The sequence below is a fragment of the Methylocella sp. genome (assembly GCF_041905455.1).
Classification (GTDB): Bacteria; Pseudomonadota; Alphaproteobacteria; order Rhizobiales; family Beijerinckiaceae; genus Methylocapsa.
In genome coordinates this window covers 24,359-49,710 of the sequence record NZ_JAYRLA010000018.1, presented here as the reverse complement: position 1 = coordinate 49,710, position 25,352 = coordinate 24,359, and the positions used below count along the sequence as shown (strand labels likewise).

Annotated in this window: 31 protein-coding genes; 22 read left to right on the top strand and 9 right to left on the bottom strand. The window is 69.9% G+C overall.

All coding sequences use genetic code 11. The features are described 5' to 3' along the window. The first annotated feature begins 109 nt into the window (after positions 1-109). The 4 genes from sufC to ACE3OG_RS13890 all read left to right on the top strand — a co-directional run bounded on the left by sufC (position 110) and on the right by ACE3OG_RS13890 (position 4,011). Positions 110-862, top strand: a complete 753-nt coding sequence (gene sufC / locus ACE3OG_RS13905) for a Fe-S cluster assembly ATPase SufC (protein ID WP_374309646.1) — start codon at positions 110-112, stop codon at positions 860-862. Between the two features lie 13 nt (positions 863-875). Then, positions 876-2,213, top strand: coding sequence for a SufD family Fe-S cluster assembly protein (locus ACE3OG_RS13900; RefSeq protein WP_374309644.1), 1,338 nt, complete (start codon positions 876-878; stop codon positions 2,211-2,213). Then, positions 2,210-3,454 (top strand): cysteine desulfurase, encoded by a 1,245-nt coding sequence (locus ACE3OG_RS13895; RefSeq protein ID WP_374309642.1) that lies wholly within the window; start codon positions 2,210-2,212, stop codon positions 3,452-3,454. The genes ACE3OG_RS13900 and ACE3OG_RS13895 overlap by 4 nt, the downstream gene beginning before the upstream one ends. 161 nt (positions 3,455-3,615) lie before the next feature. Then, positions 3,616-4,011, top strand: a complete 396-nt coding sequence (locus ACE3OG_RS13890) for an iron-sulfur cluster assembly protein (protein WP_374309640.1) — start codon at positions 3,616-3,618, stop codon at positions 4,009-4,011. Positions 4,012-4,077: 66 nt separating this feature from the next. On the opposite strand, the gene ACE3OG_RS13885 is transcribed toward ACE3OG_RS13890, so the two are convergent. Genes ACE3OG_RS13885 through ACE3OG_RS13875 form a run of 3 tightly spaced genes read right to left on the bottom strand, consistent with a single transcriptional unit; the run spans position 4,078 to position 5,863 of the window. Further along, positions 4,078-4,746 carry a DsbA family protein gene (locus tag ACE3OG_RS13885; protein ID WP_374309638.1) on the bottom strand — a complete coding sequence of 223 codons (669 nt, stop codon included), beginning with the start codon at positions 4,744-4,746 and terminating at the stop codon, positions 4,078-4,080. Then, positions 4,736-5,341, bottom strand: a complete 606-nt coding sequence (locus ACE3OG_RS13880) for a DUF721 domain-containing protein (RefSeq protein ID WP_374309636.1) — start codon at positions 5,339-5,341, stop codon at positions 4,736-4,738. The genes ACE3OG_RS13885 and ACE3OG_RS13880 overlap by 11 nt, the downstream gene beginning before the upstream one ends. Positions 5,342-5,389: 48 nt before the next feature. Further along, positions 5,390-5,863 carry a VOC family protein gene (locus ACE3OG_RS13875; RefSeq protein WP_374309634.1) on the bottom strand — a complete coding sequence of 158 codons (474 nt, stop codon included), beginning with the start codon at positions 5,861-5,863 and terminating at the stop codon, positions 5,390-5,392. A 65-nt stretch (positions 5,864-5,928) separates the two neighbouring features. On the opposite strand from ACE3OG_RS13875, the gene mutY reads away from it, so the two are divergent. The 3 genes from mutY to ACE3OG_RS13860 all read left to right on the top strand — a co-directional run bounded on the left by mutY (position 5,929) and on the right by ACE3OG_RS13860 (position 7,720). Next, positions 5,929-7,029, top strand: coding sequence for an A/G-specific adenine glycosylase (gene mutY / locus ACE3OG_RS13870; protein WP_374309632.1), 1,101 nt, complete (start codon positions 5,929-5,931; stop codon positions 7,027-7,029). Next, positions 7,026-7,298 carry an Imm74 family immunity protein gene (locus ACE3OG_RS13865; RefSeq protein ID WP_374309630.1) on the top strand — a complete coding sequence of 91 codons (273 nt, stop codon included), beginning with the start codon at positions 7,026-7,028 and terminating at the stop codon, positions 7,296-7,298. Before mutY ends, ACE3OG_RS13865 begins: the two co-directional genes overlap by 4 nt. Positions 7,299-7,375: 77 nt before the next feature. Then, positions 7,376-7,720 carry a nuclear transport factor 2 family protein gene (locus ACE3OG_RS13860; RefSeq protein ID WP_374309628.1) on the top strand — a complete coding sequence of 115 codons (345 nt, stop codon included), beginning with the start codon at positions 7,376-7,378 and terminating at the stop codon, positions 7,718-7,720. Here the strand turns inward: ACE3OG_RS13860 and ACE3OG_RS13855 are convergent. After that, a complete protein-coding gene (locus ACE3OG_RS13855; protein WP_374309626.1) occupies positions 7,717-8,886 on the bottom strand; it encodes a site-specific DNA-methyltransferase in 1,170 nt (389 codons plus the stop codon). The two genes, ACE3OG_RS13860 and ACE3OG_RS13855, sit on opposite strands and share 4 nt — an antisense overlap. 69 nt (positions 8,887-8,955) lie before the next feature. Further along, positions 8,956-9,576, bottom strand: coding sequence for a ribonuclease HII (locus ACE3OG_RS13850; RefSeq protein ID WP_374309666.1), 621 nt, complete (start codon positions 9,574-9,576; stop codon positions 8,956-8,958). Between the two features lie 189 nt (positions 9,577-9,765). On the opposite strand from ACE3OG_RS13850, the gene ACE3OG_RS13845 reads away from it, so the two are divergent. The 10 genes from ACE3OG_RS13845 to ACE3OG_RS13800 all read left to right on the top strand — a co-directional run bounded on the left by ACE3OG_RS13845 (position 9,766) and on the right by ACE3OG_RS13800 (position 19,074). After that, positions 9,766-11,178, top strand: a complete 1,413-nt coding sequence (locus tag ACE3OG_RS13845) for a mannose-1-phosphate guanylyltransferase/mannose-6-phosphate isomerase (protein WP_374309624.1) — start codon at positions 9,766-9,768, stop codon at positions 11,176-11,178. 136 nt (positions 11,179-11,314) lie between these two features. Further along, the gene (locus ACE3OG_RS13840) at positions 11,315-11,761 is read left to right on the top strand and encodes a hypothetical protein (RefSeq protein ID WP_374309622.1); all 447 of its coding nucleotides are present in this window, start codon (positions 11,315-11,317) and stop codon (positions 11,759-11,761) included. Between the two features lie 6 nt (positions 11,762-11,767). Continuing rightward, positions 11,768-12,574, top strand: coding sequence for a ribonuclease T (locus ACE3OG_RS13835; protein WP_374309664.1), 807 nt, complete (start codon positions 11,768-11,770; stop codon positions 12,572-12,574). Between the two features lie 3 nt (positions 12,575-12,577). Further along, positions 12,578-13,444: a 23S rRNA (adenine(2030)-N(6))-methyltransferase RlmJ gene (locus tag ACE3OG_RS13830; protein ID WP_374309620.1), complete on the top strand. Its 867-nt coding sequence runs from the start codon at positions 12,578-12,580 to the stop codon at positions 13,442-13,444. Positions 13,445-13,515: 71 nt separating this feature from the next. Continuing rightward, positions 13,516-14,037, top strand: a complete 522-nt coding sequence (locus ACE3OG_RS13825; RefSeq protein ID WP_374309618.1) for a hypothetical protein — start codon at positions 13,516-13,518, stop codon at positions 14,035-14,037. Positions 14,038-14,110: 73 nt separating this feature from the next. Next, a complete protein-coding gene (locus ACE3OG_RS13820; protein ID WP_374309616.1) occupies positions 14,111-14,713 on the top strand; it encodes a glutathione S-transferase family protein in 603 nt (200 codons plus the stop codon). 204 nt (positions 14,714-14,917) lie between these two features. Beyond that, on the top strand, positions 14,918-15,283 hold the full coding sequence (locus ACE3OG_RS13815; protein ID WP_374309662.1) for a hypothetical protein: 366 nt from the start codon (positions 14,918-14,920) through the stop codon (positions 15,281-15,283). Positions 15,284-15,797: 514 nt separating this feature from the next. Next, positions 15,798-17,603 carry a lanthanide-dependent methanol dehydrogenase XoxF5 gene (gene xoxF5 / locus ACE3OG_RS13810; protein WP_374309614.1) on the top strand — a complete coding sequence of 602 codons (1,806 nt, stop codon included), beginning with the start codon at positions 15,798-15,800 and terminating at the stop codon, positions 17,601-17,603. 128 nt (positions 17,604-17,731) lie between these two features. Beyond that, the gene (locus tag ACE3OG_RS13805) at positions 17,732-18,214 is read left to right on the top strand and encodes a c-type cytochrome, methanol metabolism-related (RefSeq protein ID WP_374309660.1); all 483 of its coding nucleotides are present in this window, start codon (positions 17,732-17,734) and stop codon (positions 18,212-18,214) included. Further along, positions 18,214-19,074, top strand: a complete 861-nt coding sequence (locus ACE3OG_RS13800; RefSeq protein ID WP_374309612.1) for a substrate-binding domain-containing protein — start codon at positions 18,214-18,216, stop codon at positions 19,072-19,074. The genes ACE3OG_RS13805 and ACE3OG_RS13800 overlap by 1 nt, the downstream gene beginning before the upstream one ends. A gap of 42 nt (positions 19,075-19,116) precedes the next feature. Here the strand turns inward: ACE3OG_RS13800 and ACE3OG_RS13795 are convergent, their stop codons facing one another. Beyond that, on the bottom strand, positions 19,117-19,794 hold the full coding sequence (locus tag ACE3OG_RS13795) for a hypothetical protein (RefSeq protein WP_374309610.1): 678 nt from the start codon (positions 19,792-19,794) through the stop codon (positions 19,117-19,119). 185 nt (positions 19,795-19,979) lie between these two features. On the opposite strand from ACE3OG_RS13795, the gene ACE3OG_RS13790 reads away from it, so the two are divergent. Genes ACE3OG_RS13790 through folK form a run of 3 tightly spaced genes read left to right on the top strand, consistent with a single transcriptional unit; the run spans position 19,980 to position 21,554 of the window. Further along, on the top strand, positions 19,980-20,189 hold the full coding sequence (locus tag ACE3OG_RS13790) for a hypothetical protein (RefSeq protein WP_374309608.1): 210 nt from the start codon (positions 19,980-19,982) through the stop codon (positions 20,187-20,189). After that, entirely contained in the window at positions 20,186-21,046 is an 861-nt protein-coding gene (folP, locus tag ACE3OG_RS13785; RefSeq protein ID WP_374309606.1) for a dihydropteroate synthase, read from the top strand. Before ACE3OG_RS13790 ends, folP begins: the two co-directional genes overlap by 4 nt. Beyond that, entirely contained in the window at positions 21,027-21,554 is a 528-nt protein-coding gene (folK, locus tag ACE3OG_RS13780) for a 2-amino-4-hydroxy-6-hydroxymethyldihydropteridine diphosphokinase (RefSeq protein WP_374309604.1), read from the top strand. The genes folP and folK overlap by 20 nt, the downstream gene beginning before the upstream one ends. Here the strand turns inward: folK and ACE3OG_RS13775 are convergent. After that, the gene (locus ACE3OG_RS13775; RefSeq protein WP_374309602.1) at positions 21,535-23,535 is read right to left on the bottom strand and encodes a prolyl oligopeptidase family serine peptidase; all 2,001 of its coding nucleotides are present in this window, start codon (positions 23,533-23,535) and stop codon (positions 21,535-21,537) included. The two genes, folK and ACE3OG_RS13775, sit on opposite strands and share 20 nt — an antisense overlap. Positions 23,536-23,695: 160 nt before the next feature. Between ACE3OG_RS13775 and ACE3OG_RS13770 the strand changes: the two genes are divergently transcribed. Beyond that, on the top strand, positions 23,696-24,115 hold the full coding sequence (locus ACE3OG_RS13770; protein ID WP_374309600.1) for a winged helix-turn-helix domain-containing protein: 420 nt from the start codon (positions 23,696-23,698) through the stop codon (positions 24,113-24,115). Here ACE3OG_RS13770 and ACE3OG_RS13765 read toward each other — a convergent pair. After that, positions 24,045-24,548, bottom strand: coding sequence for a TOBE domain-containing protein (locus ACE3OG_RS13765; protein ID WP_374309598.1), 504 nt, complete (start codon positions 24,546-24,548; stop codon positions 24,045-24,047). The two genes, ACE3OG_RS13770 and ACE3OG_RS13765, sit on opposite strands and share 71 nt — an antisense overlap. 130 nt (positions 24,549-24,678) lie before the next feature. Here ACE3OG_RS13765 and ACE3OG_RS13760 point away from each other — a divergent pair, with 130 nt between their 5' ends. Then, on the top strand, positions 24,679-24,888 hold the full coding sequence (locus tag ACE3OG_RS13760; RefSeq protein WP_374309596.1) for a molybdopterin-binding protein: 210 nt from the start codon (positions 24,679-24,681) through the stop codon (positions 24,886-24,888). A gap of 11 nt (positions 24,889-24,899) precedes the next feature. On the opposite strand, the gene ACE3OG_RS13755 is transcribed toward ACE3OG_RS13760, so the two are convergent. Continuing rightward, positions 24,900-25,229 carry a polyhydroxyalkanoic acid system family protein gene (locus tag ACE3OG_RS13755; RefSeq protein ID WP_374309594.1) on the bottom strand — a complete coding sequence of 110 codons (330 nt, stop codon included), beginning with the start codon at positions 25,227-25,229 and terminating at the stop codon, positions 24,900-24,902. Positions 25,230-25,352: the final 123 nt, after the last annotated feature.

The following is a 25,352-nucleotide window of genomic DNA, read 5'->3' as shown; positions in this document are numbered from 1 at the left end:
GGCCGGCCCGAACGTCTCAATCGGAATACGCAATCAGAGGCCGGCGCAGCCGGCGCCGGCGGCGCGGACCGGGCGCCGCCTTCTCCGCCAATCCAAGGATCGACCCCCCATGCTGGAGATCAAGAACCTCACCGTCTGCGTCGGCGACCGCCGCATCCTCGACGGCCTCGACCTGACCGTGAAGGACGGCGAGGTCGCCGCCATAATGGGCCCCAACGGCACCGGCAAGTCGACGCTCTCCTACGTCATCGCCGGACGCCCGGATTACGTCGTCGAGTCGGGCGACATCCTGCTCGACGGCGAGAGCCTCCTCGACCTCGACCCGGACGTGCGCGCGGCGCGGGGCGTGTTCCTCGCCTTCCAGTATCCGATCGAGATCCCCGGCGTCGCCACCATGACCTTCCTCAAGGCGGCGCTCAACGCGCAGCGCAAGCAGCGCGGCGAGGAGGAGCTGTCGACGCCCGAGTTCATGAAGCGCGTCAGAAGCGCCGCCGACCGGCTCGAGATCAGGCAGGACATGCTCCGGCGCGCCCTGAACGTCGGCTTCTCGGGCGGCGAGAAGAAGCGCATGGACATCCTGCAGATGGCGCTGCTGGAGCCGCGCTTCGCCATCCTCGACGAGACCGACTCGGGGCTCGACATCGACGCGCTGCGCGTCGTCGCGGCCGGCGTCAACGCGCTGCGCTCACCTGAGCGCAGCTTCCTCGTCATCACCCATTATCAGCGCGTGCTCGAATACATCACGCCCGACACGGTGCATGTGATGGCCGGCGGCAAGATCGCCCGCACCGGCGGCCCCGAGCTCGCCATCGAGCTCGAGAAGAGCGGCTATCGCGACTATGTCGCCGGCGCCGCGGCGTGAGGCGGGAGGGGTCATGAACGTTCAAAAGACCGCGTCCCTGCGCACCGCCGCCGAGACGGCCCTCGCCGAGGCCTTCGGCGCTTCGCTCGCGCGCGCTCCCGCCGGCGCGGCGCGCCGCCTGCGCGAGGCCGCCTTCGCCGCCTTCGACGAGGCGGGCCTGCCGCATCGCCGCGTCGAGGCCTGGCACTACACCGACCTGCGCGCGCTGATGCGGCAGGCTCTGCCGCTCGCGCCGGAGCCGTCGGCGCAGGCGCTCGACGCGGTCAGGGCCGGGCTCGCGAAGGCCGCCCCGGCGCAGCGCCTCGTGCTCGTCGACGGCGTGTTCGCGCCGCAGCTCTGCGATCCGCTTCCCGAAGGCGTCAGGGTCCGTTCGCTGGCTGAGGCGCTCGCCGGCGGCGAGGAGGCCATTCTCGCCGTCCTCGGCGCGCAGGGCTTCGGCGGGACGGATTCGATGCTCGCCCTCAACGCCGCCCTGACGCAGGACGGCGTCGTCGTCGAGGTCGCGCCCGGCGCCAGGATCGCGGCGCCGCTGCGGATCGTCAGCGCCTTCACCTCGGACGGGACGGCCGTCTACGCGCGCTCGGCGCTCGTCGTCGGCGCGGGCGCCGCCGTCAGCCTCGTCGAGGAGAGCCTCGCCGGCTTCGAGCCGAAGGGGCAGGCCAACGGCGCGCTGATCGTCGAGGTGGGCGACGAAGCCTCCTGCGGCCTCGTCTCGACGCTCGTCGACATGGGCCCCGCGAGCCTGCGCGTCGAGAGCCTGGTCCTGCGCCTCGGCGCGAAGACGAAAGTCTCGAGCTTCGCCCTCGTCGGCGACGCCGGCGTGCTGCGCCGGCAGATCTTCATGCGCTTCGAGGGCGCCGACGGCGAGGCTTCGCTCTCTGGCGTCAGCCTGCTGCGCGGGCGCGAGCACGCCGACACGACGCTGTTCGCGCAGCACGCCGCGCCGGGCTGCGTCGGGCGGCAGACCTTCAAGCACATCCTCGACGGCGAGGCGGTCGGCGTCTTCCAGGGCAAGATCACCGTCGACCGGATCGCGCAGAAGACCGACGGGCGGATGCTCTCCAAGGCCCTGCTGCTGTCCGACGCCGCGGTCATGAACGACAAGCCCGAGCTCGAGATCTTCGCCGACGACGTCGCCTGCGGCCATGGCGCGACCTGCGGCGGCCTCGACGCGGACCAGCTGTTCTACCTGCAGGCGCGCGGGATCCCCGCCGCGCAGGCGGAGGCCCTGCTGCTCGAGGCCTTCGCCGCCGACCTCGTCGACGAGATCGAGGACGAGGCGCTCGCCGCCTCGTTGCGCGCAAAGATTTCCGCCTGGCTCGGCTCGCGCCACGTGGAGGGCTCGCCATGAACAAGCATATCGCGGCGCCGGCGCCCTACGACGTGATGGCGGTGCGCGAGGATTTCCCGATCCTCTCCACCCTCGTCCACGGCAAGCCGCTCGTCTATCTCGACAATGGCGCCTCGGCGCAGAAGCCGAAGCAGGTCGTCGAGCGCATGGTGGCGGCGACCTACCATGAATACGCCAACGTCCATCGCGGCCTGCATCACCTCGCCAACGCCGCGACCGACGCCTTCGAAGCCGCGCGCGAAAGCGTGCGCAGCTTCCTCAACGCGCCGAGCGTCGACGACATCGTCTTCACCAAATCGGCGACCGAGGCGATCAACCTCGTCGCCGCCTCCTTCGGCGAGGCCTTCATCGAAAAAGGCGACGAGATCGTCCTCACCGTGATGGAGCATCACGCCAACATCATTCCCTGGCATTTTCTGCGCGAGCGCAAGGGCGCCGCGCTGAAATGGGTCGACGTCGACGACGACGGCGGCTTCTCGCTCGAGCGCTTCGAGGCGGCGCTGTCGCCGAAGACCAGGATCGTCGCGATCACCCACATGTCCAACGTGCTCGGCACGGTGACGCCGATCGCCGACGTCGTGCGCATCGCCCACGGGCGCGGAATTCCGGTTCTGGTCGACGGCTCGCAGGGGGCCGTGCATCTGCCGGTCGACGTCCAGGCGCTCGACCCCGACTTCTACGTCGCCACCGGCCACAAGCTGTACGGGCCGACCGGGATCGGCGCGCTCTACGGCAAGTCGCGATGGCTCGAGGAGCTGCCGCCTTTCCTCGGCGGCGGCGAGATGATCAAGGACGTCACGCAGGATCATGTGACCTACAACGTCCCGCCGCACCGGTTCGAGGCGGGCACGCCGCCGATCATCCAGGCGGTCGGGCTCGGCTCCGCGCTCGACTACATGCGCGCGCTGGGACGCGAGCGCATCCACGCGCATGAGAGCGCGCTGTCGGACTACGCGCACGAGCGCCTCGCCGAGGTGAAGTCGCTGCGCATAATCGGCCGCGCCGCCGGCAAGGGGGCGATCATCTCCTTCGAGATGAAGGGCGCCCACGCCCATGACGTCTCGACCATCCTCGACGCGTCGGGCGTCGCGGTCAGGGCCGGCACCCATTGCGCGCAGCCGCTGATGACGCGCTTCGGCGTGACCTCGACCTGCCGCGCCTCGTTCGGGCTCTACAACACCTTCGAGGAGGTGGACAAGCTCGTCGAGGCGCTGCTCAAGGCCGAGCGGCTGTTCGCCTGAGGAGCGCGCCGCGGCGGGATTTGCGCATGTTCGGGCGGCGTGGGTTCCGGGCGCCGCCGATCTGTCGTAATCGGAACGCGAGATTTCGATCCTGACGCTGGATCCGCATCGATGAAGCGTCGCCGGCCTTGAACCGGCGTCGTCAAGCTTGGAGCCGACTGATGGCCGCAGCGCCGATGGACATTGAAGTGGAGGAGCGGCAGCCGAACGCGCCGCAGTGGATATTCGACGGCTCCATTCCGCAGCCGGAGCGGGCGCGCCTCATGGACGATTCGGTCGCCGCCTTCAAGACCGTGTTCGATCCCGAAATTCCCTGCGACATCTACGAGCTCGGCCTCATCTACAGGGTCGAGATCGACGCCGACAAATTCTTCAAGGTGGCGATGACGCTGACGGCGCCGGGCTGTCCCGTCGCCGGCGAGCTCGCCCAGCAGGTCGAGAGCGCGATCGGCGCCGTCGGCGGCGCGCTCGGCGCGTCGGTCGACGTGGTGTTCGATCCCCCGTGGGACCAGTCGCGCATGTCCGACGAGGCGCGCGTCGCCCTCGACATGTTCTGAAAAAGGCCGCCTCCGCGGGCGGCCGTTCAGGTTCAGGCGGCTTCGCGCGCGCTCAGCCCTTGGAGATCAGCCCTTGGAGAGCAGCGGCTCCATCAGCTTGTCGAGCGCTTCGGGCGAAAGCTCGCCGCTCTGCTTCTTGCCGTTGAAGAAGAAGGTCGGCGTCGCGCTCACGCCGAAGTCCTTCGAGGCCTGGTCGCGCACCTTGTTGACGTTGTTGTAGAGGTCCTGGTTCTTGAGGCAGGCCTCGAACGCCTCCTGGCCCATGCCGGTCTGCTTGAGCAGCGTCGCCAGCGCCTCGACCGGCTTGTCGGTGAAGGCCCAGTTCTTCTGCTGCGAGAACAGCAGGTCGACGACGGCGTTGCGCTTGTCGTCGCCCGAGCAGCGCGCCAGCATGAAGGCCGCGGTCGCCAGCGGATCGAGCGGGAACTCGCGCAGCACGAAGCGCGCCTTGCCCGTATCGACATATTTGCTCTTGAGGGCGGGGAAGGTCGTCGCGTGGAATGCGGCGCAGTGCGAGCAGGTCATCGAGGCGTATTCGACGATGGTGACCGGCGCGTCGGCGGGGCCGAGCCAGACGTCGGGCAGGGCGGGGGGCGCCATCAGCTGCTCGACGGGAACGACCGCGTTCTGCGCCCGCGCCGGCGCGGCGGCCCCAAGGCCGGCGAAGACGGCGAGCGCCGCGCCGGCCGCGCCGAGGAGGACGCGGCGGCTGAACGAAATCTTCTCAGTCTTCATGACGTTGGTTCCTGCAGTGCGGCGTCGCCTCTTCGGCCCCTGGCGCGCGGTTCGGCCGTCCGCGGGTTAACACATGGGCGCCCAGGCGCGTCAAGGCGTCGCGCAGCGCTTCGTCCTCGATCGCCGCCGCCGCCGCCGCCGCGCGCGTCACATTTTCTTGCGGGGGCGCGGGCGGGCGCGCCGGCGCGGCGCGGCGCGGCTCGAGCGGCCCCTGCTTCAGGACGAGCCGGTCGACGCAGCGCCAGCCCAGATGCGCGTTGACGCGCTCGATCACGACGCCCGACAGATGCTGGAGCTCCAGCGCGAAGCCACGTTCGACGCGCAGGATGAGCGCCGCGGCGGCGCCGGCCCTCGCGCGCGGCGGCCAGTTGAGGCTGATCGGCTGCGCGCGCGCGGCGACGCGCTCGCCGGCGATCTCGTCCCAATAGAGCAGCACGCGCCCCTCGCCGAAGCCGCGCCGGGCGAGCGTCTTGTCCATCGCGCCGGCGATGAGGTCGGCGATCGGCCGCGCGCCCCGGAACGGCGCGCGCGCGGCGCCGGCGGAGGTTTTGGCGGGCCTCCCGGCCGGGCTCCTGGGCTGGATTTTTTCGCGCATGAAAAAATTGTAGCGGCTTCTCGTCGTCCGGCAAGCGCGGCCGAGACCCTACGGGGCGAGCCCGTGCAGCGCCGCCGCGCGACGGCGGATCTCGTCGGGCGCGACGTCCTCGACATGGGTCGCGATCCACCAGCGATGGCCGAACGGATCCTCGAACAGGCCGCCGCGGTCGCCGTAGAACTGCGTCTCGACGGCGCGCAGCTCCTTCATCCCTTCCGCCCTGGCGCGGACGGCGAGGGCGTCGACGTCGCGCACGTAGATGTGGATCATCACCGGCGTCCCGCCGATCGAGCGCGGCGACAGGGCCTGACGCTCGGGGAACTCGTCGGCGAGCATGATCCCGCCGCCCTCGACGTCGAGCTCGGCGTGGCCGACGCGCCCGTCATGCTCGAGCCGCATCCGCTCGCGCGCGCCGAGGGCGCGCATGTAGAAGTCGATCGCGGCGGCGGCGCCGGAGACGATGAGATAGGGCGTGGCGCCGCCGCCGGGGCGGGGCGCGCGCGGGTCGCCGTGTCCGTTCATGGAGGGCCTCCTCGACGTTCGCGGCTCAGCTTTGCCGCGCTCATGAGAGCGGCTAAAGGAGGCCTATGTGTGACGCGGGCGCGGGGGATGGGGCGGCGCGGGCGCTCGCTCCGGCGCTGCTGCGCTGGTGGGACCGCTCCCGCCGCGGCCTGCCCTGGCGGGCGCGCGAAGGCGAGCGCGCCGACCCTTACGCCGTCTGGCTCTCCGAGATCATGCTGCAGCAGACGACGGCGGCGGCGGTCGGGCCTTACTTCGAGAAATTCATGGCGCGCTGGCCGGACGTCGCCGCGCTCGCCGCCGCGCCGGACCAGGAGATCCTCGCCGCCTGGGCCGGCCTTGGCTATTATTCGCGGGCGCGCAACCTGATCGCCTGCGCGCGCCTCCTCGCGCGCGAGCGCGCCGGCGCCTTCCCGCAGGAGGAGGCGGAACTGCGCGCCCTGCCGGGCCTTGGGCCCTACACGGCCGCCGCGGTCGCGGCGATCGCCTTCGGCCGCCGCGCCGTCGTCGTCGACGGCAATGTCGAGCGTGTGCTGGCGCGCGTCTTCGCGCTGCGCGAGCCCTTGCCCGGCGCCCGCGCGAAACTGCGCCGGCTCGCTGACGCGGCGACGCCGGCCGAGCGGCCGGGCGACTACGCGCAGGCGCTCATGGACCTCGGCGCCACGGTCTGCGCGCCCCGTCGTCCGGCCTGCGCGATCTGCCCGCTCGCCGCGTTCTGCGCCGCGCGCGGCGAGGGCGATCCGGCGCGCTATCCGTTCAAGAGCCCGAAGCCCGAACGCAAGCTGAGGCGCGGCGCGGCCTTCTACGTGACGCGGCCCGACGGCGCGGTGCTGCTGCGCGAGCGCCCGCCGAAGGGGCTGCTCGGCGGCATGAGCGAGATTCCCGGCTCGCCCTGGAGCGTCGATTTTGACGAGGCCGGCGCGCTGGCCTACGCTCCGCTCGAGACGCGCTTCGCCCGGCTTGGCGTCGAGATCGAGCATGTCTTCACCCATTTCGCGCTGCGGCTGTCGCTCTACGCCGGGCAGGCGGAGCAAGGGCGCGCCGCCCCGCCGGGCTGCCGCTGGGCGCCTCCCGGGCTCGAGGGCGAGGCGCTGCCGAGCGTCATGCGCAAGGCGATCGCGGCGGCGCGGGGGGCGTGTCCGGGCGGGGGGCAGGAGAGGACGCCATGAGCGCAGGCGGTCGTCGCGGCGGGCCGAAGGTCGCCTTGACGGAAGGCGCGGTGCGGGTCGCATGGGGCGAGCGGCGCCTCGTCATCGTCTCGGCGCCGCAGCCGCCCAACGTGCAGGACCCGGCCGACTTCCTCGTCGACATGGACGAGCTTCTGAACTGGGGCCCGCCGCATGAGTCCGTCGAAATCTCCGTCGACGAGCTGCAGGCGATCATGCGGGCGATCGAGGCGGAGTTCGACCGGCTCGGCCTCGCCGTCGAGTTCGAGTGAGCCGCCCTGGCGACGTCCCTTGCCGCGCCGGCGCTCTTGCGGCACAAGCGGCGAAACAGATCGGGAGGAGATCGCCGATGACGCGCACGCCGAAGGAAATCTTCAAGCATCACGCCGAGACGCTCGTCGCCGGCGACCTCGAGGGCGTCGTCTCCGACTACGCCGAGGACGCCGTGTTCATCTCGCCGACCGGCGTCAAGCGCGGCAAGGCGGGCGTGCGCGAGGCGTTCGCCCAGCTTCTCTCCGAGCTGCCCGCCGCCAAATGGGCGCTGCCGAGCCAGATTTACGACGGCGACGCGCTGTTCCTCGAATGGACGGCGAAGTCGAAGGAGAACCAGGTCGAGGACGGCGTCGACACCTTCCTGTTCAAGGACGGCTTCATCCGCCTGCAGACGGTGCGCTACACGCTGAAGAAGGTTTAGGCTTCGGCCTCCCTCATCCGCGCCCGCGCCCGGCCGCGCAAGGCGTCGACGGCGCTCCATGCGCCGTTCTCGCCGCAAAGCCCCCAATAGGTCCAGCCGTTGCACGCCGGCAGGCCCTGCGCCAGCGCGCCGATCTTGTGGATCGAGCCGACGATGTCGCCGAGCGCGATCGCCCCGTCGGCGCGCACGACCGCCGCATGGCGGCGCTTCTCGTCGCTCAGCACGGCGCCGGGCGCGATCAGTCCGGCCTCGATCAGCGCGGAAAAGGGGACGCGCGGCTCATCGCGCCGGCCGGGCGGGGCGGCGACGGCGGCCTCGGGCAGCGGCTCGACGGCGGCGATCCGCGCCCGCGCGGCCCGCGCGTAAACCTCCTCGCGCTCGACGCCGATGAAGCGCCGCCCGAGGCGGCGCGCCGCCGCTCCCGTCGTGCCGGTGCCGAAGAACGGGTCGAGCACGACGTCGCCGGGCGCCGTCGCGGCGAGCAGCGCGCGCGTCAGCAGCGCTTCGGGCTTTTGCGTCGGATGCGCCTTGCGCCCGTCTTCGTCCTTCAGCCGCTCGGCGCCCGAGCAGATCGGGATCAGCCAGTCGGAGCGCGGCTGCACGTCCTCGTTGCCGGCTTTCAGGAGCTCGTAGTTGAAGCGGTAGTTCTTCGCGCCGGCGTCGCGCGCCGCCCAGATCAGCGTCTCATGGGCGTTGGTGAAGCGGCGGCCGCGGAAATTCGGCATCGGATTGGCCTTGCGCCAGACGATGTCGTTGAGAATCCAGTATCCTTCATCTTGGAGCGCGGCGCCAACGCGAAAAATGTTGTGGTAGGAGCCGATCACGAACAGCGTGGCGTGCGGCTTCATCACCCTTCGCACGGCTTTGAGCCAGGCGCGGGTGAATTCGTCATAATGGGAGAAGCTGTCGAACTTGTCCCAGTCGTCGTCGACCGCGTCGACGAGGCTCTGGTCGGGCCGCGACAGGGTCGAGGCGAGCTGCAGATTGTAGGGCGGGTCGGCGAACACGGCGTCGACGCAGGCGTCCGGCAGTCGGCCGAGCGCGTCGAGGCAGTCGCCGACGATGATCTCGTCGAGCGGCGGCGCGTCATGCGCCGAGGGCTGGGCGCGCTCGGGGCGCAAACTGGCGTTCGGGCGCCGGGGGGCGCCCGCGAGTGCTCGGGACATGAGTAAAATCCGACGATCTGCCGACGCGGATTTTTATCTGTGGAGAAGTAAGCGCGGGGTAAAGACGGCTCAGGTCGCGCCGCCGTCCGGTCGAAACGGCCGAAAACTCAGGCGGTGGTAGGGGCAGGGGCCGTGCGCGCCGATCGCCGCGAGATGCTCGACGGTCGGATAGCCGGCGTGCCGGCTGAAGCCGTAGACGGGATAGTGGGCGCACAGCCGGCTCATCAGCCGGTCGCGCGTGACCTTGGCGACGATCGAGGCGGCGGCGATCGAGGCGATGAGGCCGTCGCCGCGCACGATCGCCTCGCCCGGGCAGGGCAGGCGCGGGGCGAGGTCGTTCCCGTCGACGAGCGCGTGGCGCGGCGGCGCGGCGAGCGCTTCGAGCGCCCGGCGCATGGCCAGAAACGTCGCCTGCCTGATGTTGACGCGGTCGATCTCGGCGGCGCTGGCGAAGCCGACCGCGACGGCGAGCGCGCGCGCGAGGATGTCGTCGTAGAGCGCCTCGCGCGCCTCGCGCGTGAGGCGCTTGGAGTCGTCGAGCCCGCGCGGCAGGCTCTTGGGATCGAGGATCACGGCGGCCGCCGCGACCGGGCCGGCGAGCGGGCCGCGGCCCGCCTCGTCGACGCCGGCGACGGGAAAGACGCCGCGCCGGATCAGGCCGCGCTCCATGCGGAAATCAGGCTTGCCCATGGCGAAGCGATAGCGCGCGGGGCGGCGCGCCGCCACCCCGCCGGTCCGCGCCCGCCGTTGCTGCAATGCGAAAGAAGACAGGCGGCGACTTGACCTGTATAGTGGCGCCGCGCGAAGGGGCGCCCGCGGCCGGGCCGCGCGCGTCGCGCCCTTCGAGCTTTAGTCAATTTGCCGTCAGGGAAAGACGAAATGGCGAAAATCCTTCCGGTCATCATGTGCGGCGGCTCGGGGACGCGGGTCTGGCCGGAATCGCGCGAAAGCCTGCCGAAGCAGTTCATTTCGCTCGTCGGCGCCCGCTCGACCTTCCAGATGGCGGCGGAGGCCCTGAAGGACGACGTGTTCGAGACGCCGGTCGTCATCTCCAACCACGACTACCGCTTCCTCGTCGCCGAGCAGCTCGCCGAGATCGGCCGCGAGGCGCGCATCATCCTCGAGCCGGTGCGCCGCGACTCCGCGCCGGCGGTGGCCGTGGCCGCCGAGATCGCCGCCGAGATCGGCCCCGACACGGTCGTCGCGCTGCTCGCCGCCGACCATGTCATCAAGGACAGGCCGGGCTTCGTCGAACTCTGCAAGACGGCGGCGAAGGCGGCCGCCGACGGCTTCATCGTCACCCTGGGGATCAAGCCGACCGGGCCGGCGACCGGCTACGGCTACATCAGGACGGGCGCGCCGGTCGCCGCCGACGGCGCCGTGCTCAAGGTCGAGGGCTTCGTCGAGAAGCCGGACGCGGCGACCGCGCAGCGCTACGTCGAGGAAGGCTATCTCTGGAACTCCGGCAACTTCTTCTTCCGCGCCGACACGATGCAGGCCGAGCTGCAGAAGCATCAGCCGGCGATCGCCGACGCCGCCGCCAACGCCGTGGCGCGCGCCAAGAAGGACCTGAACTTCCTCGTCCTCGACAAGGAGTCGTTCAGCGCCGCCCCGAAGATCTCGATCGACTACGCCGTCATGGAGCGCACCGACAGGGCGGCGGTGGCCCCCGCCGACATCGGCTGGTCCGACGTCGGCAACTGGGGCGCGGTGTGGGAGCTGTCCGACCGCGACGCCTCCGGCAATTCGACGCGCGGCGACGGCGTCGTCATGAACGCCTCGAACGTCCATATCCGGTCTGACGGCTTCCTGACGGCGGTCGTCGGCGTCGACGACGTGATCGTGGTGACGACGCAGGACGCCGTCCTCGTCCTCAACAAGGACCACGGCGACAAGGTCAAGCAGCTCGTCGACAAGCTCAAGGACATGGGCCGCAAGGAGGCGCTGGAGCACAAGCGCAGCTACCGGCCGTGGGGCTATTACCAGTCGGTCGACAATGGCGCGCGCTATCAGGTCAAGCGCATCGTGGTGAAGCCCGGCCAGCGCCTGTCGCTGCAGAAGCATTTCCATCGCGCCGAGCACTGGATCGTCGTGCGCGGCACGGCCGAGGTCACGCGCGACGACGAGGTCGTCTTCGTGCATGAGAACGAATCGATCTACCTGCCGATCGGCTGCACCCATCGCATGAGCAATCCCGGGCGCATCGACCTCGAGCTGATCGAGGTGCAGACAGGCTCCTACCTCGGCGAGGACGACATCGTCCGCATCGAGGACGTCTACAACCGCGGCTAGGCGGCAACAGGGGCGGCGAAAGCGGCGCCCGGCGAGGAGGCGAGGCCGCGCGCGGCCTTGACGCGCCGGGCGGAGCGCCGCATCGTCGCCGCGCCCATGCGCCCTCGCGCGAGGGCGGTTCGTTCGGGCGGAGCGCATGAGCAGACTCGCAAAGACCATGGCCGCGGCGCTCGCCGCCCTGTGCGCGGCCGCGGCCGGCGCCTCGGCGCGCCCGCTCACCCCGTCCGAATGGCGCTACGAGCCGTTCGACTCCGACATGCCGGCCTGCGCCGATCCGGGTCCGCTCGGCGAAATCCGCACCGCCTTCCGCGACCGCGAGCGCGAGTTCTGGCGCACCGGGCTCGACATCGCCGTGTTCGACGAGGTGCGCGAGATCGGCTTCCGCACCAACGGCCTCGACTATATCCCGCGCCGCTACTGCCTCGCCCGCGTCACCATGAACGACGGCAAGAAACGCGAGGTGTCCTTCTCCATCGTCAAGTCGATGGGCGTGCTCGGCTTTGGCTACGGCGTCGACTGGTGCGTCTCCGGCCTCGACCGCCTCGACGCCCGGGCGCCGAACTGCAAGATGGCGCAGCCTTAGGCCTTGATGCGCTTGCTCCGGGCGCTGGCCCTCGCCGCCGTTCTCCTGCCGCTCCATACGCCGGCGCCGCGCGCGCAGGACGCCGACGATTGCGTCCTCGACGAATGCGCCGGCGAGGCGCCGGACGCCGCGCCGAATTCCTCCGCGCCTGACGCCGGCGGCGCCGTCCCGCTTCCCGCGCCGGCCTCCCCCGATCAGACGTTCACCGCGCGGCGCGGCCCGCGCGGGGCGAGCGGCGTCGCCGGCGACTTCGACTTCTACGTCCTCGCCCTGTCATGGTCGCCGAGCTTCTGCCGCACGCCGGCCGGCGAACGCGCGCAGGATCAATGCGCGCCGGGCGCGGGCCTCGGCTTCGTCACCCACGGGCTGTGGCCGCAATATGAGCGCGGCTATCCGCAGTATTGCCGGTTCGGCGCCCCGACGCCCTCGCGCATCGCGCTGGCGCAGGCGGCCGGCGTCTATCCGAGCGAGGGCCTCGCGCGGCACGAATGGCGCGCGCATGGCGTCTGCTCGGGGAAAAGCCCGACCGATTATTTCGCCGACGTGCGGCGCGCGCGCGCCCTCGTGACGATTCCGCCGGCCTTCGCCTCGCCGCAGGGCGACCAGAGCTGGGCCCGCCTCGACATCGAGCGCGCCTTCCTCGCCGCCAATCCGCGGCTTCGGCCGGGCATGATGGGAATCGCCTGCCGGCGCAGCGCGCTCGCCGAGATGCGCATCTGCCTGACGAAGGATCTGCGCGATTTCCGCGCCTGTCCGGAAGTCGCGCGCCCGGCCTGCCCGCCGGACGCGATCCTCGCGCCGGGGCCGCTTTGAGGCGTGAATTACGCGCATGACTTCCACGCCGGCAATTTCGCCGACGTTTTGAAGCACGTCGTCCTCGTGCGCGCGCTGCTGCTGCTCGCGCGCAAGGACGCTCCGCTGCGCTTTATCGACACCCACGCCGGCGCCGGCGTTTACGACCTCGCGGGCGAACGGGCGGAAAAGACGCAGGAATGGCGCGCCGGCGTCGGAAAGCTTCTCGACGGGGCGCTCACACGCGATGCCATGGAGCCCGTCGCGCGCGCGCTCGTAAAACCCTATCTCGAAATCGTCGCGGGGCCGCTGGGCGAGGCGCGCTATCCCGGCTCGCCGCGGATCGCCGCCGCGCTGCTGCGCCCGCAGGACCGGCTCGTCGCCTGCGAGCTTCACCCCGACGCCTTCGCGCGGCTGAAGGCGGCGCTCGCCGGCGACTCCCGCGCGAGGCCCGTCGAGCTCGACGGCTATCTCGGCCTGAAGGCGTTCACGCCGCCGCCGGAGCGGCGCGGCCTCGTGCTGATCGACCCGCCGTTCGAGGACCGCGAGGAGTTCGCAAGGCTCTCCCGGGCGCTTCCCGCGGCCGTGCGCAAATGGCCGACCGGCGTCTTCATGCTCTGGCTGCCGGTCAAGGACCCGCGCGCCGCGCAGGATTTCGCGCGGGGGCTCGGCGAGGCGACGGCGCCGCACGCCGGGCGCGGCGCGCTGCGGCTCGACCTCGAGGTCGCCCCGCCCGCGCCGGACGCGCCGCTCGCGCGCACGGCGCTCATCCTCGTCAATCCGCCCTTCGGCCTTTTCGAGGAGGCGCAGGCGATCCTGCCCGAACTCGCCCGCGTCCTCGGGCGAGGGCGCGGCGCGCATCTCGTCGAATGGATCGTTCAGCCGCGCTGAGCGCGAGCGACAAAACCAAATCCCCGGCTGGTCCGTTAAACGGGAAAGAACGTCCGCCCGAAGGATCGCTCATGACTTCCCTGCGTCCCGTTCTCGTCGCCGCCGCGCTGTGCCTCGCGCCGCTCGCGGCGCACGCCGCCGACGCCTGTTTTTCCGCCTGCCTCAAGCCGCGCATGGCCGCGCCCGACGTCGACGACCAGACCATTCGAGAGGCGCTCTCCGCATGCCGCGCGCGCTGCGAGGAGGCGACGCGCGCGAGGCTCGTCGCCGCCGGCGGCGGATCGGCGCTCGCCTGCGCGCCTTCGCCCCTCTCCCCTGGAGAGTTTCGCAAGGTGCGCTCGGCGAGTCCTTCGGTCGTCGGGCTCGCCGGCGCCTTTCTGTGGGAGGTCGACAACGTGCTGCCCGACAAAGTGATTCGCCGCGTCGAGATTTCGACGCAGAACATGTCGCTTCAGGAGGTGGCGATGACCGCGGCCGGGATCGCCCCTCCCGGCGAGCGCGCGACCTTCCTCGTCCCGCATGTCGGCGACGGCTATCCGGCCGTGCGGCTGTCCTCGCGCGTCGTCGCGATCTACGCCTGTCCGGCGCGCTGACGGCGAGGCTCTCGCCAGCGCCGGCGCGCGGGCTTAAAGCTCGCGCCGAACGCTTCCGGAGACGCCCGACCCCATGATGCAGCTTCGCACCTCGCCCGCCTCGCCCTTTGGACGCAAGGTCCAACTCGCCGCCGCCTTCCTCGGCCTCGACGATGAAATCGAGATCGTCCGCACCGACACCAACGATCCGTTGAGCGGGCTCTACGACGTCAATCCGCTCGGCAAGATTCCGACGCTCATTCTCGAGGATGGGACGAGCTATTACGACAGCCGCGTCATCGTCGAATATCTCGACCATCTCGCGGCCTCGCGCGGCGGGGCGGGACTGATCCCGCGCGAGCCGGGCGCGCGGTTTCGCGCGCTGACCCGCGCCGCGCTCGCCGACGGGCTGATGGACGCGAGCCTCGCGCAGATCTACGAGGCGCGCGCGAAGGCGCCCGGCAAGCAGGACGACGGCTGGATCGCGCGCCAGGCCGGCAAGGCCGCGCGCGCGCTCGCGGTCTTTGAAGCGGCGCCGCCGGCGGGCGCCCGCACGCTCGTCGACATGGGCCTTTCCGCCGCGCTCGGCTATCTCGACCTGCGCTTCGGCGCCTGGCGCGAGAGCCATCCGGCGCTGGTCGCGTGGCTCGCCGCCTTCGCCGACGAAACGCCGGCCTACGCCGCCACCGCAGCCTGACGCGCCGCGCGCGTCGGAACGCGCCGCGTCGCCGTGGCCCTCGCGCGCCTTGCGGCGCTGGCCACGGCGCTCGCGACGAGCTATCTTCCGGGCGGTCCGGCGCCGGCCGCGATCCTCTCAGGCCAGGGCCTCGGCGGCGCGGAGCTCTCGTTCCCATCCCGCCGCGCGGCGGCGGAGCCGCGCGCGCCAACAGCGAACATTTTGATGCGAAGCTTCGAAAAACTCGCGCGCGCCCTCGCCGGCGCCGCCCTGTGCCTTTCCGCAGGCGCGCCGGCCTTCGCCGCGCCTGCGACGCTCAACGACTATCCCACCGAAGCGCGCGCCGACTACGTCTTCGTGTGCATGAAGACGAACGGCGAATCGCATGAGGCGCTGCAGCGCTGCTCGTGCTCCATCGACGTGATCGCGTCTCTGTTGCCTTATGAGAAATACGAGGCGGCGCAGACGGTCGCGAGCATGAACCTGGCGCTGGGCGCCATCGGGAACATGTTCCGCAACACGCCGATGGCGCAGGACACCGCCAAGGAGCTCCGCCGGGCGCAGGCCGAGGCCGAAGTGCGCTGCTTCTGACGCTGATGCGCCGCTTCTGAAATGCGGCGCCGCGTGTAGAGCGAGGGCTCCACGCCGTGGCCGCCGCATCGCAACGATCCTCATTGCAACGCAACAGGCGCGAGCCAATGACTTTTTCCTGAGCCATTGGAAAAGTTACCGGCCATCGGGGACATGAATTCCCCCGCCAGCATTTGCGCGCCAAATCCATAAGTCTATTAGAATCAATGAAATAAGATGTTAAAAGCGAGGGCGTCAGGGCGTCCGGGAACATTTTCCAAATTTTTTGGGGCTATTGTGTCGTAGTTTCGGGCATATTATACAGAGGCGGTTGATTTCCGGCTTCATGAGCGGCGGGCGGGGCCGACGCTCTCTTCGAAGACGGGAGCGGGCTTGGGGTCGTGCGGTCTTAAATTTCCGGATCGCCGCGCCGGGTTCGCTGCAGTGGTGACACGCTGCCGGAAACACAAAAAAGAAGCGCCGCCGGACGCAGGATAAGCGCCGCGGCCGCCAACATCTGGTCCGGAGGAAATTCATGCGCAAACTTCTGCTCTCGTCCTGCGTCGCCGCATCTGCGCTGGTGGCGGGCGGCGCCTTCGCCAACGAAGGGCTGATCAAGCTTCAAAGCGATGCGAAGAACTGGGTGATGCCCACCGGCGACTACGCCAATCACCGCTGGTCCGACCTGAAGCAGATCACCAACAAGAACGTCAAGGATCTGGTTCCCGTCTGGACTTTCTCCACCGGCGTGTTGCGCGGCCATGAGGGCAACCCCCTCGTCATCGGCGACGTGATGTATTTCTCGACGCCCTTCCCGAACATCGTCTACGCGCTCGACCTCAACAACGACGGCCGCATTCTCTGGAAGTATGAGCCGAAACAGGATCCGAGCGTCATTCCGGTGATGTGCTGCGACACCGTCACCCGCGGCGTCGCCTACGCCGACGGCAAGATCCTCCTCGGCCAGGCCGACACCACCCTCGTCGCCCTCGACGCCAAGACCGGCAAGCCCCTCTGGTCGGTCAAGAACGGCGATCCGTCGAAGGGCGAGACGCTCACCTCGGCTCCGCAGGTCGTCAAAGACAAGGTCCTCATCGGCATCTCCGGCGGCGAGTTCGGCGTGCGCGGCTCGATGACCGCCTACGACCTCAAGACCGGCAAGCGCGTGTGGCGCGGCTACTCCATGGGCCCGGACGCCGACACGCTGATGGATCCCGAGAAGACGACGCACCTCGGCAAGCCGGTCGGCAAGGATTCCGGCACCAACACCTGGGAAGGCGATCAGTGGAAGATCGGCGGCGGCGCGACCTGGGGCTGGATCTCCTATGATCCGGAGCTGAACCTCGTCTACTACGGCTCGGGCAATCCTTCGACCTGGAACCCCGTGCAGCGTCCGGGCGACAACCGCTGGTCGATGACCATCTGGGCGCGCGACCCCGACACCGGCGTGGCCAAGTGGGTCTACCAGATGACCCCCCACGACGAGTGGGACTATGACGGCATCAACGAGATGGTGCTGACCGAGCAGAAGATCGACGGCAAGGAGCGCAAGCTTCTCACGCACTTCGACCGCAACGGCTTCGGCTACACCCTCGACCGCACCAATGGCGAGCTGCTCGTCGCCGAGAAATACGACCCGATCGTCAACTGGGCGACCAAGGTCGATATGGACAAGAGCTCGAAGACCTACGGCCGTCCGCTCGTCGTGCCGGAGTTCTCGACGGCCCACGGCGGCGAGGACTTCAACACCAAGGGCATCTGCCCGGCGGCGCTCGGCACCAAGGACCAGCAGCCCTCGGCCTACTCGCCGGTCACCGAGCTGCACTACGTGCCGACCAACCATGTGTGCATGGATTACGAGCCGTTCCGCGTGAGCTACACGGCGGGCCAGCCCTACGTCGGCGCGACGCTGTCGATGTATCCGCCCAAGGGCCAGACCCACATGGGCAACTTCATCGCGTGGGACGCCAAGAAGGGCAAGATCGTCTGGTCGAAGCCCGAGCAGTTCTCGGTGTGGTCGGGCGCCCTCGCCACCGCCGGCGACGTGGTGTTCTACGGCACGCTCGAGGGTTATCTGAAGGCCGTCGATCCCAAGACCGGCGACGAGCTGTGGAAGTTCAAGACGCCGTCGGGCATCATCGGCAACGTCATGACCTATGAGCACGGCGGCAAGCAGTATGTCGCGATCCTGTCCGGCGTCGGCGGTTGGGCGGGCATCGGCCTCGCGGCAGGCCTCACCGACCCGAACGCCGGCCTCGGCGCCGTCGGAGGCTACGCCGCGCTCTCGAGCTACACCGCCCTCGGCGGCCAGCTCACCGTCTTCGGCCTGCATGGAAAATAAGGTCTGAACGGATCATCAATTTGAATGGGACCTCGGCGCGCTGGCGCCGGGGTCCTCGGCGTCTCGGGAAGAAGGATAGTTTCGTGCAAAAGAGCTTTCACGTTCGCGGTCTCGCAGTCGCTTTGTTGTTGTCCTCGGCGGGCGCCGCCCTGGCCGAGCCGCCGGGCGATCCGACGGCGGTCAAGGAAGACGCGCTCGGCAAATGGACGGACGCGCAGGGCAATCCGACCTACAAGATCGAACCCGACGGGAAAGTGGACTGGTTCACCTATTCGGGATTTCGCCGTTACCACGCGGAGTGCCACGTCTGCCACGGGCCCGACGGCGAAGGCTCGACCTATGCGCCGGCGCTCAAGGATTCGCTCAAGCGCTTCGACTATTCCGAATTCGTCGGCATCGTCGTCGGCGGCCGCAGGAACGTGACGAGCAGCTCCGAGAACGTCATGCCGGCGTTCGGCGACAACAAGAACGTCATGTGCTACGTCGACGATCTCTACGTTTATCTGCGCGCCCGCTCGACCGAGGCCGTTCCGCGCGGCCGTCCGCCGGGCCGTGTCGACAAAACCCCGGAAGCCACCGCCGCCGAGAAGGCCTGTCTGGAGGGGAGCTGATGGAGCTGCGCCGCTCCGGCGCCGTCCTCGCCGCCGTCGCGGCGCTCGGCGCCGGGCTTGCGCCGCAGGCGAGGGCGCAAGGCGCCGACGACGCGGCGATCGAACTCGTCGATCCCGACGTGCTGCGCGTGTGCGCCGACCCTCGCGACCTGCCGTTCTCGAATCAGGCGGGAGAGGGCTTCGAGAACAAGATCGCCGAGTTGCTCGCCAGGAAGCTCGGCAAGGGGATCGCCTACGCCTATTACCCGAATTCGACCGGCTTCGTGCGCAACACGCTGAACGCGCACCGTTGCGACGTGGTGATGGGGATGCCGCAGGGCGACGATATCGTCCAGGTGACCAATCCCTATTACCGCGCTTCCTACGTGCTGGTGGTGAAGAAGGGCGGCGAGCTCGACGGCGTCGAGACGCTCGCCGACCCGCGGCTGAAGGGCAAGCGCATCGGCCTCGTCGCCGGCACGCCGCCGGCGACGATCATCGCCCAGAACGGCCTTCTGCCCTACGTCAAGTCCTATCCGCTCGTCGTCGACACCCGCGCCGACGCGCCTCCCCATGACATGATGGACGACCTTGAAAAAGGCGACATCGACGTCGCCGTGCTGTGGGGCCCGATCGCCGGCAATTTCGCGAAAGACGCGAAGACGCCGGTGAAGATCGCGCCGCTGCTGCATGAGAAGACCGGGCCGCGAATGGTCTATCGCATGGGCATGGGCGTGCGCCATTCGGACCAGGAGTGGAAGCGCGAGCTCAACAAGTTCATCGCCGAGAACCAGGCCGAAATCGACGCGATCCTGGCGAGCTACGGCGTTCCGCTGCTCGACGACGACGACAAGCCGAAGGAGGCGCGGAAGGCGCCTTGAGCCGGTTTCGCCGGAGACGGCGCGGGCCGGCCGCCCGCGCTCTCACTCCATCTCGTTCTGGATCGCGCGGGCGAGCGCGAACAGGCGTTGCTCGACCAGCGTCGGAGCCTCGCAGGCGAAGCTCAGCGATTTGCGCCCTTCGTCGAAGATGCGCAGGTCGAGCTGCAGCTTCTGCGTCGCCGGATCGTCGGCCGGCTCGACGCCGGGGGGCGTCTCCGTCGGGTTTTTCTGAAGTTCGGAATTCTCGGCGCGGATGCGGGTCGCGAGCGCCTTCTGCTTGCGGCCGAATCGCGTCAGCCCGTCGATGATGTGGCCGCGTTCGCTGTTGAGCGTCTCGAAGACGCCGGCGAAGAGCGCCGTGAGCCTGGCGTTCTTGTCTGCGCCCGCCGCCGCGGCGAATTCTTCGATCGCCTTCTGCGCCGCCTCGAGCGTCGTGCGGCGCGCCGAAATGAGCGTGACGAGGTCGGTCGTGCGCTCGTCCTTGCGCCACTCCACGTTCTCGATCGGCGGGCCCGACCATACGGTGGGAAGGGAGATTTCCTCGACGAGGATCTGCTTGCAGGGCCAGTCCTTGTTCGCCGGCGCGGCGGCGGCCGGCCTGGCCGCCTCGCCCTGCGCGCCCGCGCCGGTCTCCTGCGCCGCTGCGGCCGTCGTTCCGAGCGCGAAGGCGAGGGCTGCGGCGAGGCGCCGGCGGCCGGCCGTTCGATAGGAAACCAGCATGAACGTCCTCCCGTCGGCGAGATTTCCCATTCCCTTCGCCGACGGGATGTTCTGGCATATGGCGGGCGCGGCGCCAACGGCCGAGCCGCTCGCGCGGGGAACGGATTGACCTTTGCCGCGCGCCTGCGTCAGGATGGCGCTCCGCCTCGTTCCGAAGGCGGCCGGCGAGGGAGGCAGAGACGGGCATGATGGCGCTGGTTCTCACCATCTGCGCGCTGGCGCAGCCGACGGCCTGCGAGGAGCAGAATCTGCTGTTCGTCGACGAAGGGCAAACCCTCGTGGAGTGCGCGATGGCCGCGCCGCCGACGATCGCGCAATGGGTCGACCATCATCCCGGCCGCTTCGTCGCCAGATGGCGCTGCAGCTATCCGCAGCAGGAAGGCGCCGACCTTTGAGCGACGCGCCGACCGCCGACGCGGCGGGTCTCGCCGCGCGGCGAGACGAATTCCTGGGCAAGCTCGGTTCAGGCCTGCTCGTCATGGGCATCGTCAACATGACGCCCGACTCCTTCTCCGACGGCGGCCTGTTCGAGACGGCGCAGGCCGCGCTGGAGCAGGCGCGCCGCCACGTCGGCGAGGGCGCGGCGATCGTCGACGTCGGCGCGGAGTCGACGCGGCCCGGCCACACGCCGGTGCCGGCCGACGTCGAGCAGGCGCGGCTCACGCCGGCGCTGCGCCGGCTCGTCGAGGCGTGCGGCGCGCCGGTCTCGGTCGACACCTCGAAGGCGAGCGTCGCCCGCTTCGCGGCCCGGGAAGGCGCGGCCTTCGTCAACGACGTCTGGGGCCTGCAGCGCGATCCCGACATGGCGCCTGCCGTGGCCGAGACGGGAATGGGCGTCGTGGTGATGCACAACCGCGACGACATCGATCCCGCGCGCGACGTCGTCGACGACATGCGCCGCTTCTTCGACGTCTCGCTCGACATCGCCGCGCGCGCCGGGATCGCGCGGGAACGAATCATTCTCGACCCGGGGATCGGCTTCGGCAAGACGCGCCAGCAGAATTTCGAGGCGCTCGCCGGCCTTCCCGCGCTCGCCCCCTATGGCCTGCCGATCCTCGTCGGACTCTCGCGCAAGTCGCTGCTGCGCGAACTCGCCCCCGACGGCTCGACGGCCAGGGTCGAGCCGCGCCTCATCGCCACCATCGCCGCCAATCTCGCCGCCGCCGCGCGCGGGGCGACGATCTTCCGCGTGCATGACGCCGCCGAGCATGTCGCGGCGTTCAGGGTGTTCGATGCCGTCGCGCGCGCCTGACGCCGCGCCTGCGGGCGACGTCGAGATCGGCCTCGGCCTCGGAAGCAATATCGGCGACAAGCCGGCCAATATCGCGGCCGCGCTGGCGCGGCTCGACGAACGCGGCGCTGTCAGAATCACGAAGGTCTCGTCGATCTACCGCACCGCGCCGTGGGGCTATCTCGACCAGGAGGATTTCGCCAACGCCTGCGCGCTGGCGACGACGCGCCTCTCGCCGCAGGCGCTGCTCGCCGAGGTCAAGGGGGTGGAGGCCGAGATCGGCCGCACCGCCGGCCTGCGCTGGGGGCCGCGGGTCATCGACGTCGACATATTGTTCTACGGCGACGCGGAATTCGAGTCGCCCGATCTGATGCTGCCGCACAAGGAGCTTTTCCGCCGCGCCTTCGTACTGCGCCCGCTCGTCGAGATCGCTCCCGGCCTCACGCTCGGCGGGCGCAGCGTGACGGAGGCGGCGGACGCGCTCGGCGCAGACGGCGTCGAGCCGTGGTTCACGCCCCGCCCGAAATAACGACGCGTTCCGACAGGCCGGGCGGCTCAAAGCCGAACGCGCGGCCGTAGAAGTCGAGCTCTAGCTCCAGCACGCGCTTCAGCGTCTGCGCCTTGCGGAAGCCGTGGCCCTCGCCGGAAAACAGATAGAAGGCGACGGACAGGCCGCGCGCCTTCATCGCGTCGGCCATGGTCTGCGCCTGATTGGGCGGGACGGTCTTGTCGTCCTCGCCCTGGAAGAAAATGACCGGGCAGGCGAGCCGGTCGAGGTGGGAGATCGGCGAGCGTTCGTCATAGAGCGCGCGGGACTGCGACAGCGGGCCGATCAGCCGGTCGAGATAGCGCGATTCGAACTTGTGCGTGTCGCGCGCGAGCAGCGTCAGGTCGGCGACGCCGTAGAGGCTCGCGCCCGCCTTGAACACGCCGGAGCCGCTGGTCAGCGCCGCGAGCGTGGTGAAGCCGCCGGCGCTGCCGCCGCGGATCGCCATGCGCGCCGGATCGACGAGGCCGAGCGCGGCGAGATGGCGCGCCGCCGCCTCGCAGTCCTCGACGTCGACGAGGCCCCACGCGCCGTCGAGCAGGCGGCGGAACGGGCGCCCGAAGCCCGTCGAGCCGCCGTAATTGACGTCGACGACGCCGAAGCCGCGGCTCGTCCACCACTGCACGTTGAGGCTGAAGTTGTTGGTGGTCATGCTCGTCGGCCCGCCGTGGATCAAGACGACGAGCGGCGGCTTCTCGCCCTGCGGACCCTCGAAGCCGGCGTTTCTCGGCGCGTACCAGAAGGCGCGTCCGGGCCCGTGCGAGGTTGCGAACGCGATCGGCTCGCCGATCGAGACGGCTTCCGGCGGAAGGATCGCAGGCGCGGCGGCGCGCAGGACCAGCGCTGGCGCGTCGAGCGTCGGCTTGAGGGCGATCGAGGCCGGAGCGTGCGGCGGCGCGGCGACATAGGCCGCCCCCGCGCCGACGGGCGCCGGACAGTCGAGAACCTGCCCGAAGTCGTCGCGCGGACTCAGCGCGCCGTTTGCGATGATCGCCACCTTGCGCACGCCGTCGCGCACGACGCTCACAATGATCCGTCCGTCGGGCAGAAAGGCGTAGAAGCGCTGCCGGAACACCCAGTGCGGGCCGCCGATCTCGGCCTCGACGGGACAGAGCGCCTCGTCGGCCTCGCCGCGGCGGGCGTAGAGGTTCCACCAGCCCGTGCGGTCGGAGGAGAAATGCAGGACGCCGTCCGGCGACCAGGCGGGCTGGACGATCGCCTCGGGCGCGCCGCCGCCGGCGATCAGCCGCGCCTCTCCGACGCGTCCCTCCCCTGAAAGCCGCGCGCAGAAAAGCCGCGTCGCGTCCCAAGGCATGTCGGGATGGCTCCATTCGAGCCAGGCGAGCCGCGTCCCGTCCGGCGACAGGCGGGGCGAGCTCAGGAAGTCGGGGCCCTCGACGAGAATTTCCTCGGGCGCGCCCTCGAGCGACAGCGCGACGATCGCCGCCTTCGGGTCGCTCGGCGGGCGGCCGTGATGGTCCTCGCGCACGGCGATCACGCGGCGGCGCGCGGGATCGAACTCGAAGTCGGCGTAGCGGCAGCCGTCCGGCGTCGGCAGGCGACGCGCCGGCGCGCCATCTTCGATCAACTGGACGGAGCCGTCGGAGCGCTCGCTATAGATGATGAGGCCCTGCCCGAGCGCGTAGGCGCCGCCGCCATACTCATGCACGCGCGATCCGACGTTGGCCGGCGCGGGCGTCGCCTCCTCGATCGTCCCGTCGGCGCGGCGCAGCATCAGGACCTGCCGCCCGGCCTCGGCGGGGCGGCCTTCGAGCCAGGCGACCTCCTCGCCGAACGCGGAGAGGGCGCCAAGGCTCACCGCGCCCGCGGTCATGAGCTCCGTCGTGACCGGCGAGGGCCAGGCGCCGTAAGGCGCGGTTTTCTTCTCGGACTCGCCGTAAGGCGCGATTTTCTTCTCGGACTCGCCGTAAGGCGCGGTTTTCTTCGCGGAGTCTTCGGTCAAGGGAGAGCCTGCGCGGGAGGGAGACGAACGACGCGATTATGGCCGCGCGCCGGCGCGCGGCGCAATCGCTCGGGACGATGTGATTTTGCGCGGGAAACCGGCGCGAGCTAATATAGCTGGCGGACGGGCCGCCCGGCTCGTCCGAAGTCCAGGAGCGCGGATGCGGAACGCGAAGACGTCAGGCTCGAAGCCGGAGGAGGCGAGCCTTTCCGTCGAGCTTCGGCTGCCGAACGGCGGCTGGTTCGGCGAGGAGGAGCTCGCGCTCGTCGAGGCGATCCGCGCCGAGCGCTCGATCATCGGCGCGAGCCGGGCGCTAGGGCTCTCCTACCGCAAATGCTGGCTCGTCGCCGACATGCTGAACCGCTGCTTCGAATCGCCGGTGATCCTGACCTATCCGGGCCGGCGCAGCGGCGGCGCCGAGATCAGCCAGTTCGGCGACAGGCTCGTCGCGCTCTACAAGTCGATCGGGCGCCACGCCGCCGGCTCGGCGAAAAAATCGCTCGACGAGATCACGGCTTCCCTCGACTGGACGTTCGATCCGAAGGCCAGGGCCGCGGCTCCGGCGTGCGAGCCGGGCTGACCTCGAGCCCGCTGATCGCCACCGCCTTGATCATCACCCAGGCGCGCAGGCCGATCTCCAGCGCGAGACGCTCGACCGACTCGCCGGTCACGAGTGCGTCGAGGCGCGTCGCGCCAAGGCTGAAGGACACCTGCACATAGGGCGGCGCGAGCCGCTCGATCGCGACGATCTCGCCGGGCAGGCGGTTGGTGATCGAAACGTCCATCGGGCGCGACAGGGCGATGGCGACGTCGCTCGCGTCGATGCGCACCTCGACGGCGGCGCCGACCGGATCGTCGACGATGGGCGCGCGCAATTCGCCGTCCTCGAAGAACAGCGTCGTCATCGCCGCGCCGACGTCGTGGCGCAGCACGCGCGCGACGAGCACGGTCGTCAATTTCGGCCGGAGCGACCTCGCCGGCGGGTGTTCGAACGTGTTGTCGCCGAAGGTCATGCTTTGCGACGCCGCATATCGGAATTAAACTGCGGCCGCGCCCGACGGGCGTCGGCTCGGCGCTCTCGTCTTATCCCCCGCCGCCGCGTCCGAGTCGAGTTTCCCGCGAGCGGGACACAAGGAATCGAAAATGAAAATCTCCGCGCGCAATTCGCTTGAAGGAACGATCAAGGAGATCGTCAAAGGCGCGACCACCTCGCATGTCGAGATCGAGCTGAAGGGAGGCGGCGTCGTCACCGCCGCGATCACCAACGAGGCGGTCGAGGATCTCAAGCTCGCCAAGGGCCAGAAGGCCTACGCCGTAATCAAGGCCTCCGACGTGATGGTCGCCGTCCCCTGAGGCGTTCCGCCTCAGGCCTTGGGCGGCGTATGCCCGATCCGCAGCGAATCGCGGGCGTTGTGGGTCAGGACGCCCTGGATTCTGTCGGCGAGCGTTCCCAGCAGCCACGGAAGCTGCGCCTCGATGCGCAGCTGCTCGGGCTCCACGTCGATCTGCGCGGTGATGGTCTGGCCGAAGGCGACCACGCGCAGGTCGGCGCGGTTTCCCGTCCAGTTCATCTCGGAATAGGCGAGCTTGTCGATATAGGCGCCGCGCAGGACTTCGATCCGCTCGCTGATCCGCTTCTTGGCGGCCTCGACGCCGAGACTGTGCGGCACGACGATCACGATCGACTTCGACATGGATTCCCGGCTCCTTTCGGGGCGCGCCGCGTGGCGAAGTCGGCGCTTTGTCCCTCCTCATGTAGGGCGCGGCGCGTGGCTTCGGAATAACCCCGGGCGAAACTTCTCTCTCGCGTCGACTTT

Bases quoted from the DNA above. Each gene is read 5' to 3' on its own strand.
- sufC (WP_374309646.1), top strand. From the start codon at position 110: ATGCTGGAGATCAAGAACCTCACCGTCTGCGTCGGCGACCGCCGCATC.
- ACE3OG_RS13900 (WP_374309644.1), top strand. From the start codon at position 876: ATGAACGTTCAAAAGACCGCGTCCCTGCGCACCGCCGCCGAGACGGCC.
- ACE3OG_RS13895 (WP_374309642.1), top strand. From the start codon at position 2,210: ATGAACAAGCATATCGCGGCGCCGGCGCCCTACGACGTGATGGCGGTG.
- ACE3OG_RS13890 (WP_374309640.1), top strand. From the start codon at position 3,616: ATGGCCGCAGCGCCGATGGACATTGAAGTGGAGGAGCGGCAGCCGAAC.
- ACE3OG_RS13885 (WP_374309638.1), bottom strand. From the start codon at position 4,746: ATGAAGACTGAGAAGATTTCGTTCAGCCGCCGCGTCCTCCTCGGCGCG.
- ACE3OG_RS13880 (WP_374309636.1), bottom strand. From the start codon at position 5,341: ATGCGCGAAAAAATCCAGCCCAGGAGCCCGGCCGGGAGGCCCGCCAAA.
- ACE3OG_RS13875 (WP_374309634.1), bottom strand. From the start codon at position 5,863: ATGAACGGACACGGCGACCCGCGCGCGCCCCGCCCCGGCGGCGGCGCC.
- mutY (WP_374309632.1), top strand. From the start codon at position 5,929: ATGTGTGACGCGGGCGCGGGGGATGGGGCGGCGCGGGCGCTCGCTCCG.
- ACE3OG_RS13865 (WP_374309630.1), top strand. From the start codon at position 7,026: ATGAGCGCAGGCGGTCGTCGCGGCGGGCCGAAGGTCGCCTTGACGGAA.
- ACE3OG_RS13860 (WP_374309628.1), top strand. From the start codon at position 7,376: ATGACGCGCACGCCGAAGGAAATCTTCAAGCATCACGCCGAGACGCTC.
- ACE3OG_RS13855 (WP_374309626.1), bottom strand. From the start codon at position 8,886: ATGTCCCGAGCACTCGCGGGCGCCCCCCGGCGCCCGAACGCCAGTTTG.
- ACE3OG_RS13850 (WP_374309666.1), bottom strand. From the start codon at position 9,576: ATGGGCAAGCCTGATTTCCGCATGGAGCGCGGCCTGATCCGGCGCGGC.
- ACE3OG_RS13845 (WP_374309624.1), top strand. From the start codon at position 9,766: ATGGCGAAAATCCTTCCGGTCATCATGTGCGGCGGCTCGGGGACGCGG.
- ACE3OG_RS13840 (WP_374309622.1), top strand. From the start codon at position 11,315: ATGAGCAGACTCGCAAAGACCATGGCCGCGGCGCTCGCCGCCCTGTGC.
- ACE3OG_RS13835 (WP_374309664.1), top strand. From the start codon at position 11,768: ATGCGCTTGCTCCGGGCGCTGGCCCTCGCCGCCGTTCTCCTGCCGCTC.
- ACE3OG_RS13825 (WP_374309618.1), top strand. From the start codon at position 13,516: ATGACTTCCCTGCGTCCCGTTCTCGTCGCCGCCGCGCTGTGCCTCGCG.
- ACE3OG_RS13820 (WP_374309616.1), top strand. From the start codon at position 14,111: ATGATGCAGCTTCGCACCTCGCCCGCCTCGCCCTTTGGACGCAAGGTC.
- ACE3OG_RS13815 (WP_374309662.1), top strand. From the start codon at position 14,918: ATGCGAAGCTTCGAAAAACTCGCGCGCGCCCTCGCCGGCGCCGCCCTG.
- xoxF5 (WP_374309614.1), top strand. From the start codon at position 15,798: ATGCGCAAACTTCTGCTCTCGTCCTGCGTCGCCGCATCTGCGCTGGTG.
- ACE3OG_RS13800 (WP_374309612.1), top strand. From the start codon at position 18,214: ATGGAGCTGCGCCGCTCCGGCGCCGTCCTCGCCGCCGTCGCGGCGCTC.
- ACE3OG_RS13795 (WP_374309610.1), bottom strand. From the start codon at position 19,794: ATGCTGGTTTCCTATCGAACGGCCGGCCGCCGGCGCCTCGCCGCAGCC.
- ACE3OG_RS13790 (WP_374309608.1), top strand. From the start codon at position 19,980: ATGATGGCGCTGGTTCTCACCATCTGCGCGCTGGCGCAGCCGACGGCC.
- folK (WP_374309604.1), top strand. From the start codon at position 21,027: ATGCCGTCGCGCGCGCCTGACGCCGCGCCTGCGGGCGACGTCGAGATC.
- ACE3OG_RS13770 (WP_374309600.1), top strand. From the start codon at position 23,696: ATGCGGAACGCGAAGACGTCAGGCTCGAAGCCGGAGGAGGCGAGCCTT.
- ACE3OG_RS13765 (WP_374309598.1), bottom strand. From the start codon at position 24,548: ATGACCTTCGGCGACAACACGTTCGAACACCCGCCGGCGAGGTCGCTC.
- ACE3OG_RS13760 (WP_374309596.1), top strand. From the start codon at position 24,679: ATGAAAATCTCCGCGCGCAATTCGCTTGAAGGAACGATCAAGGAGATC.
- ACE3OG_RS13755 (WP_374309594.1), bottom strand. From the start codon at position 25,229: ATGTCGAAGTCGATCGTGATCGTCGTGCCGCACAGTCTCGGCGTCGAG.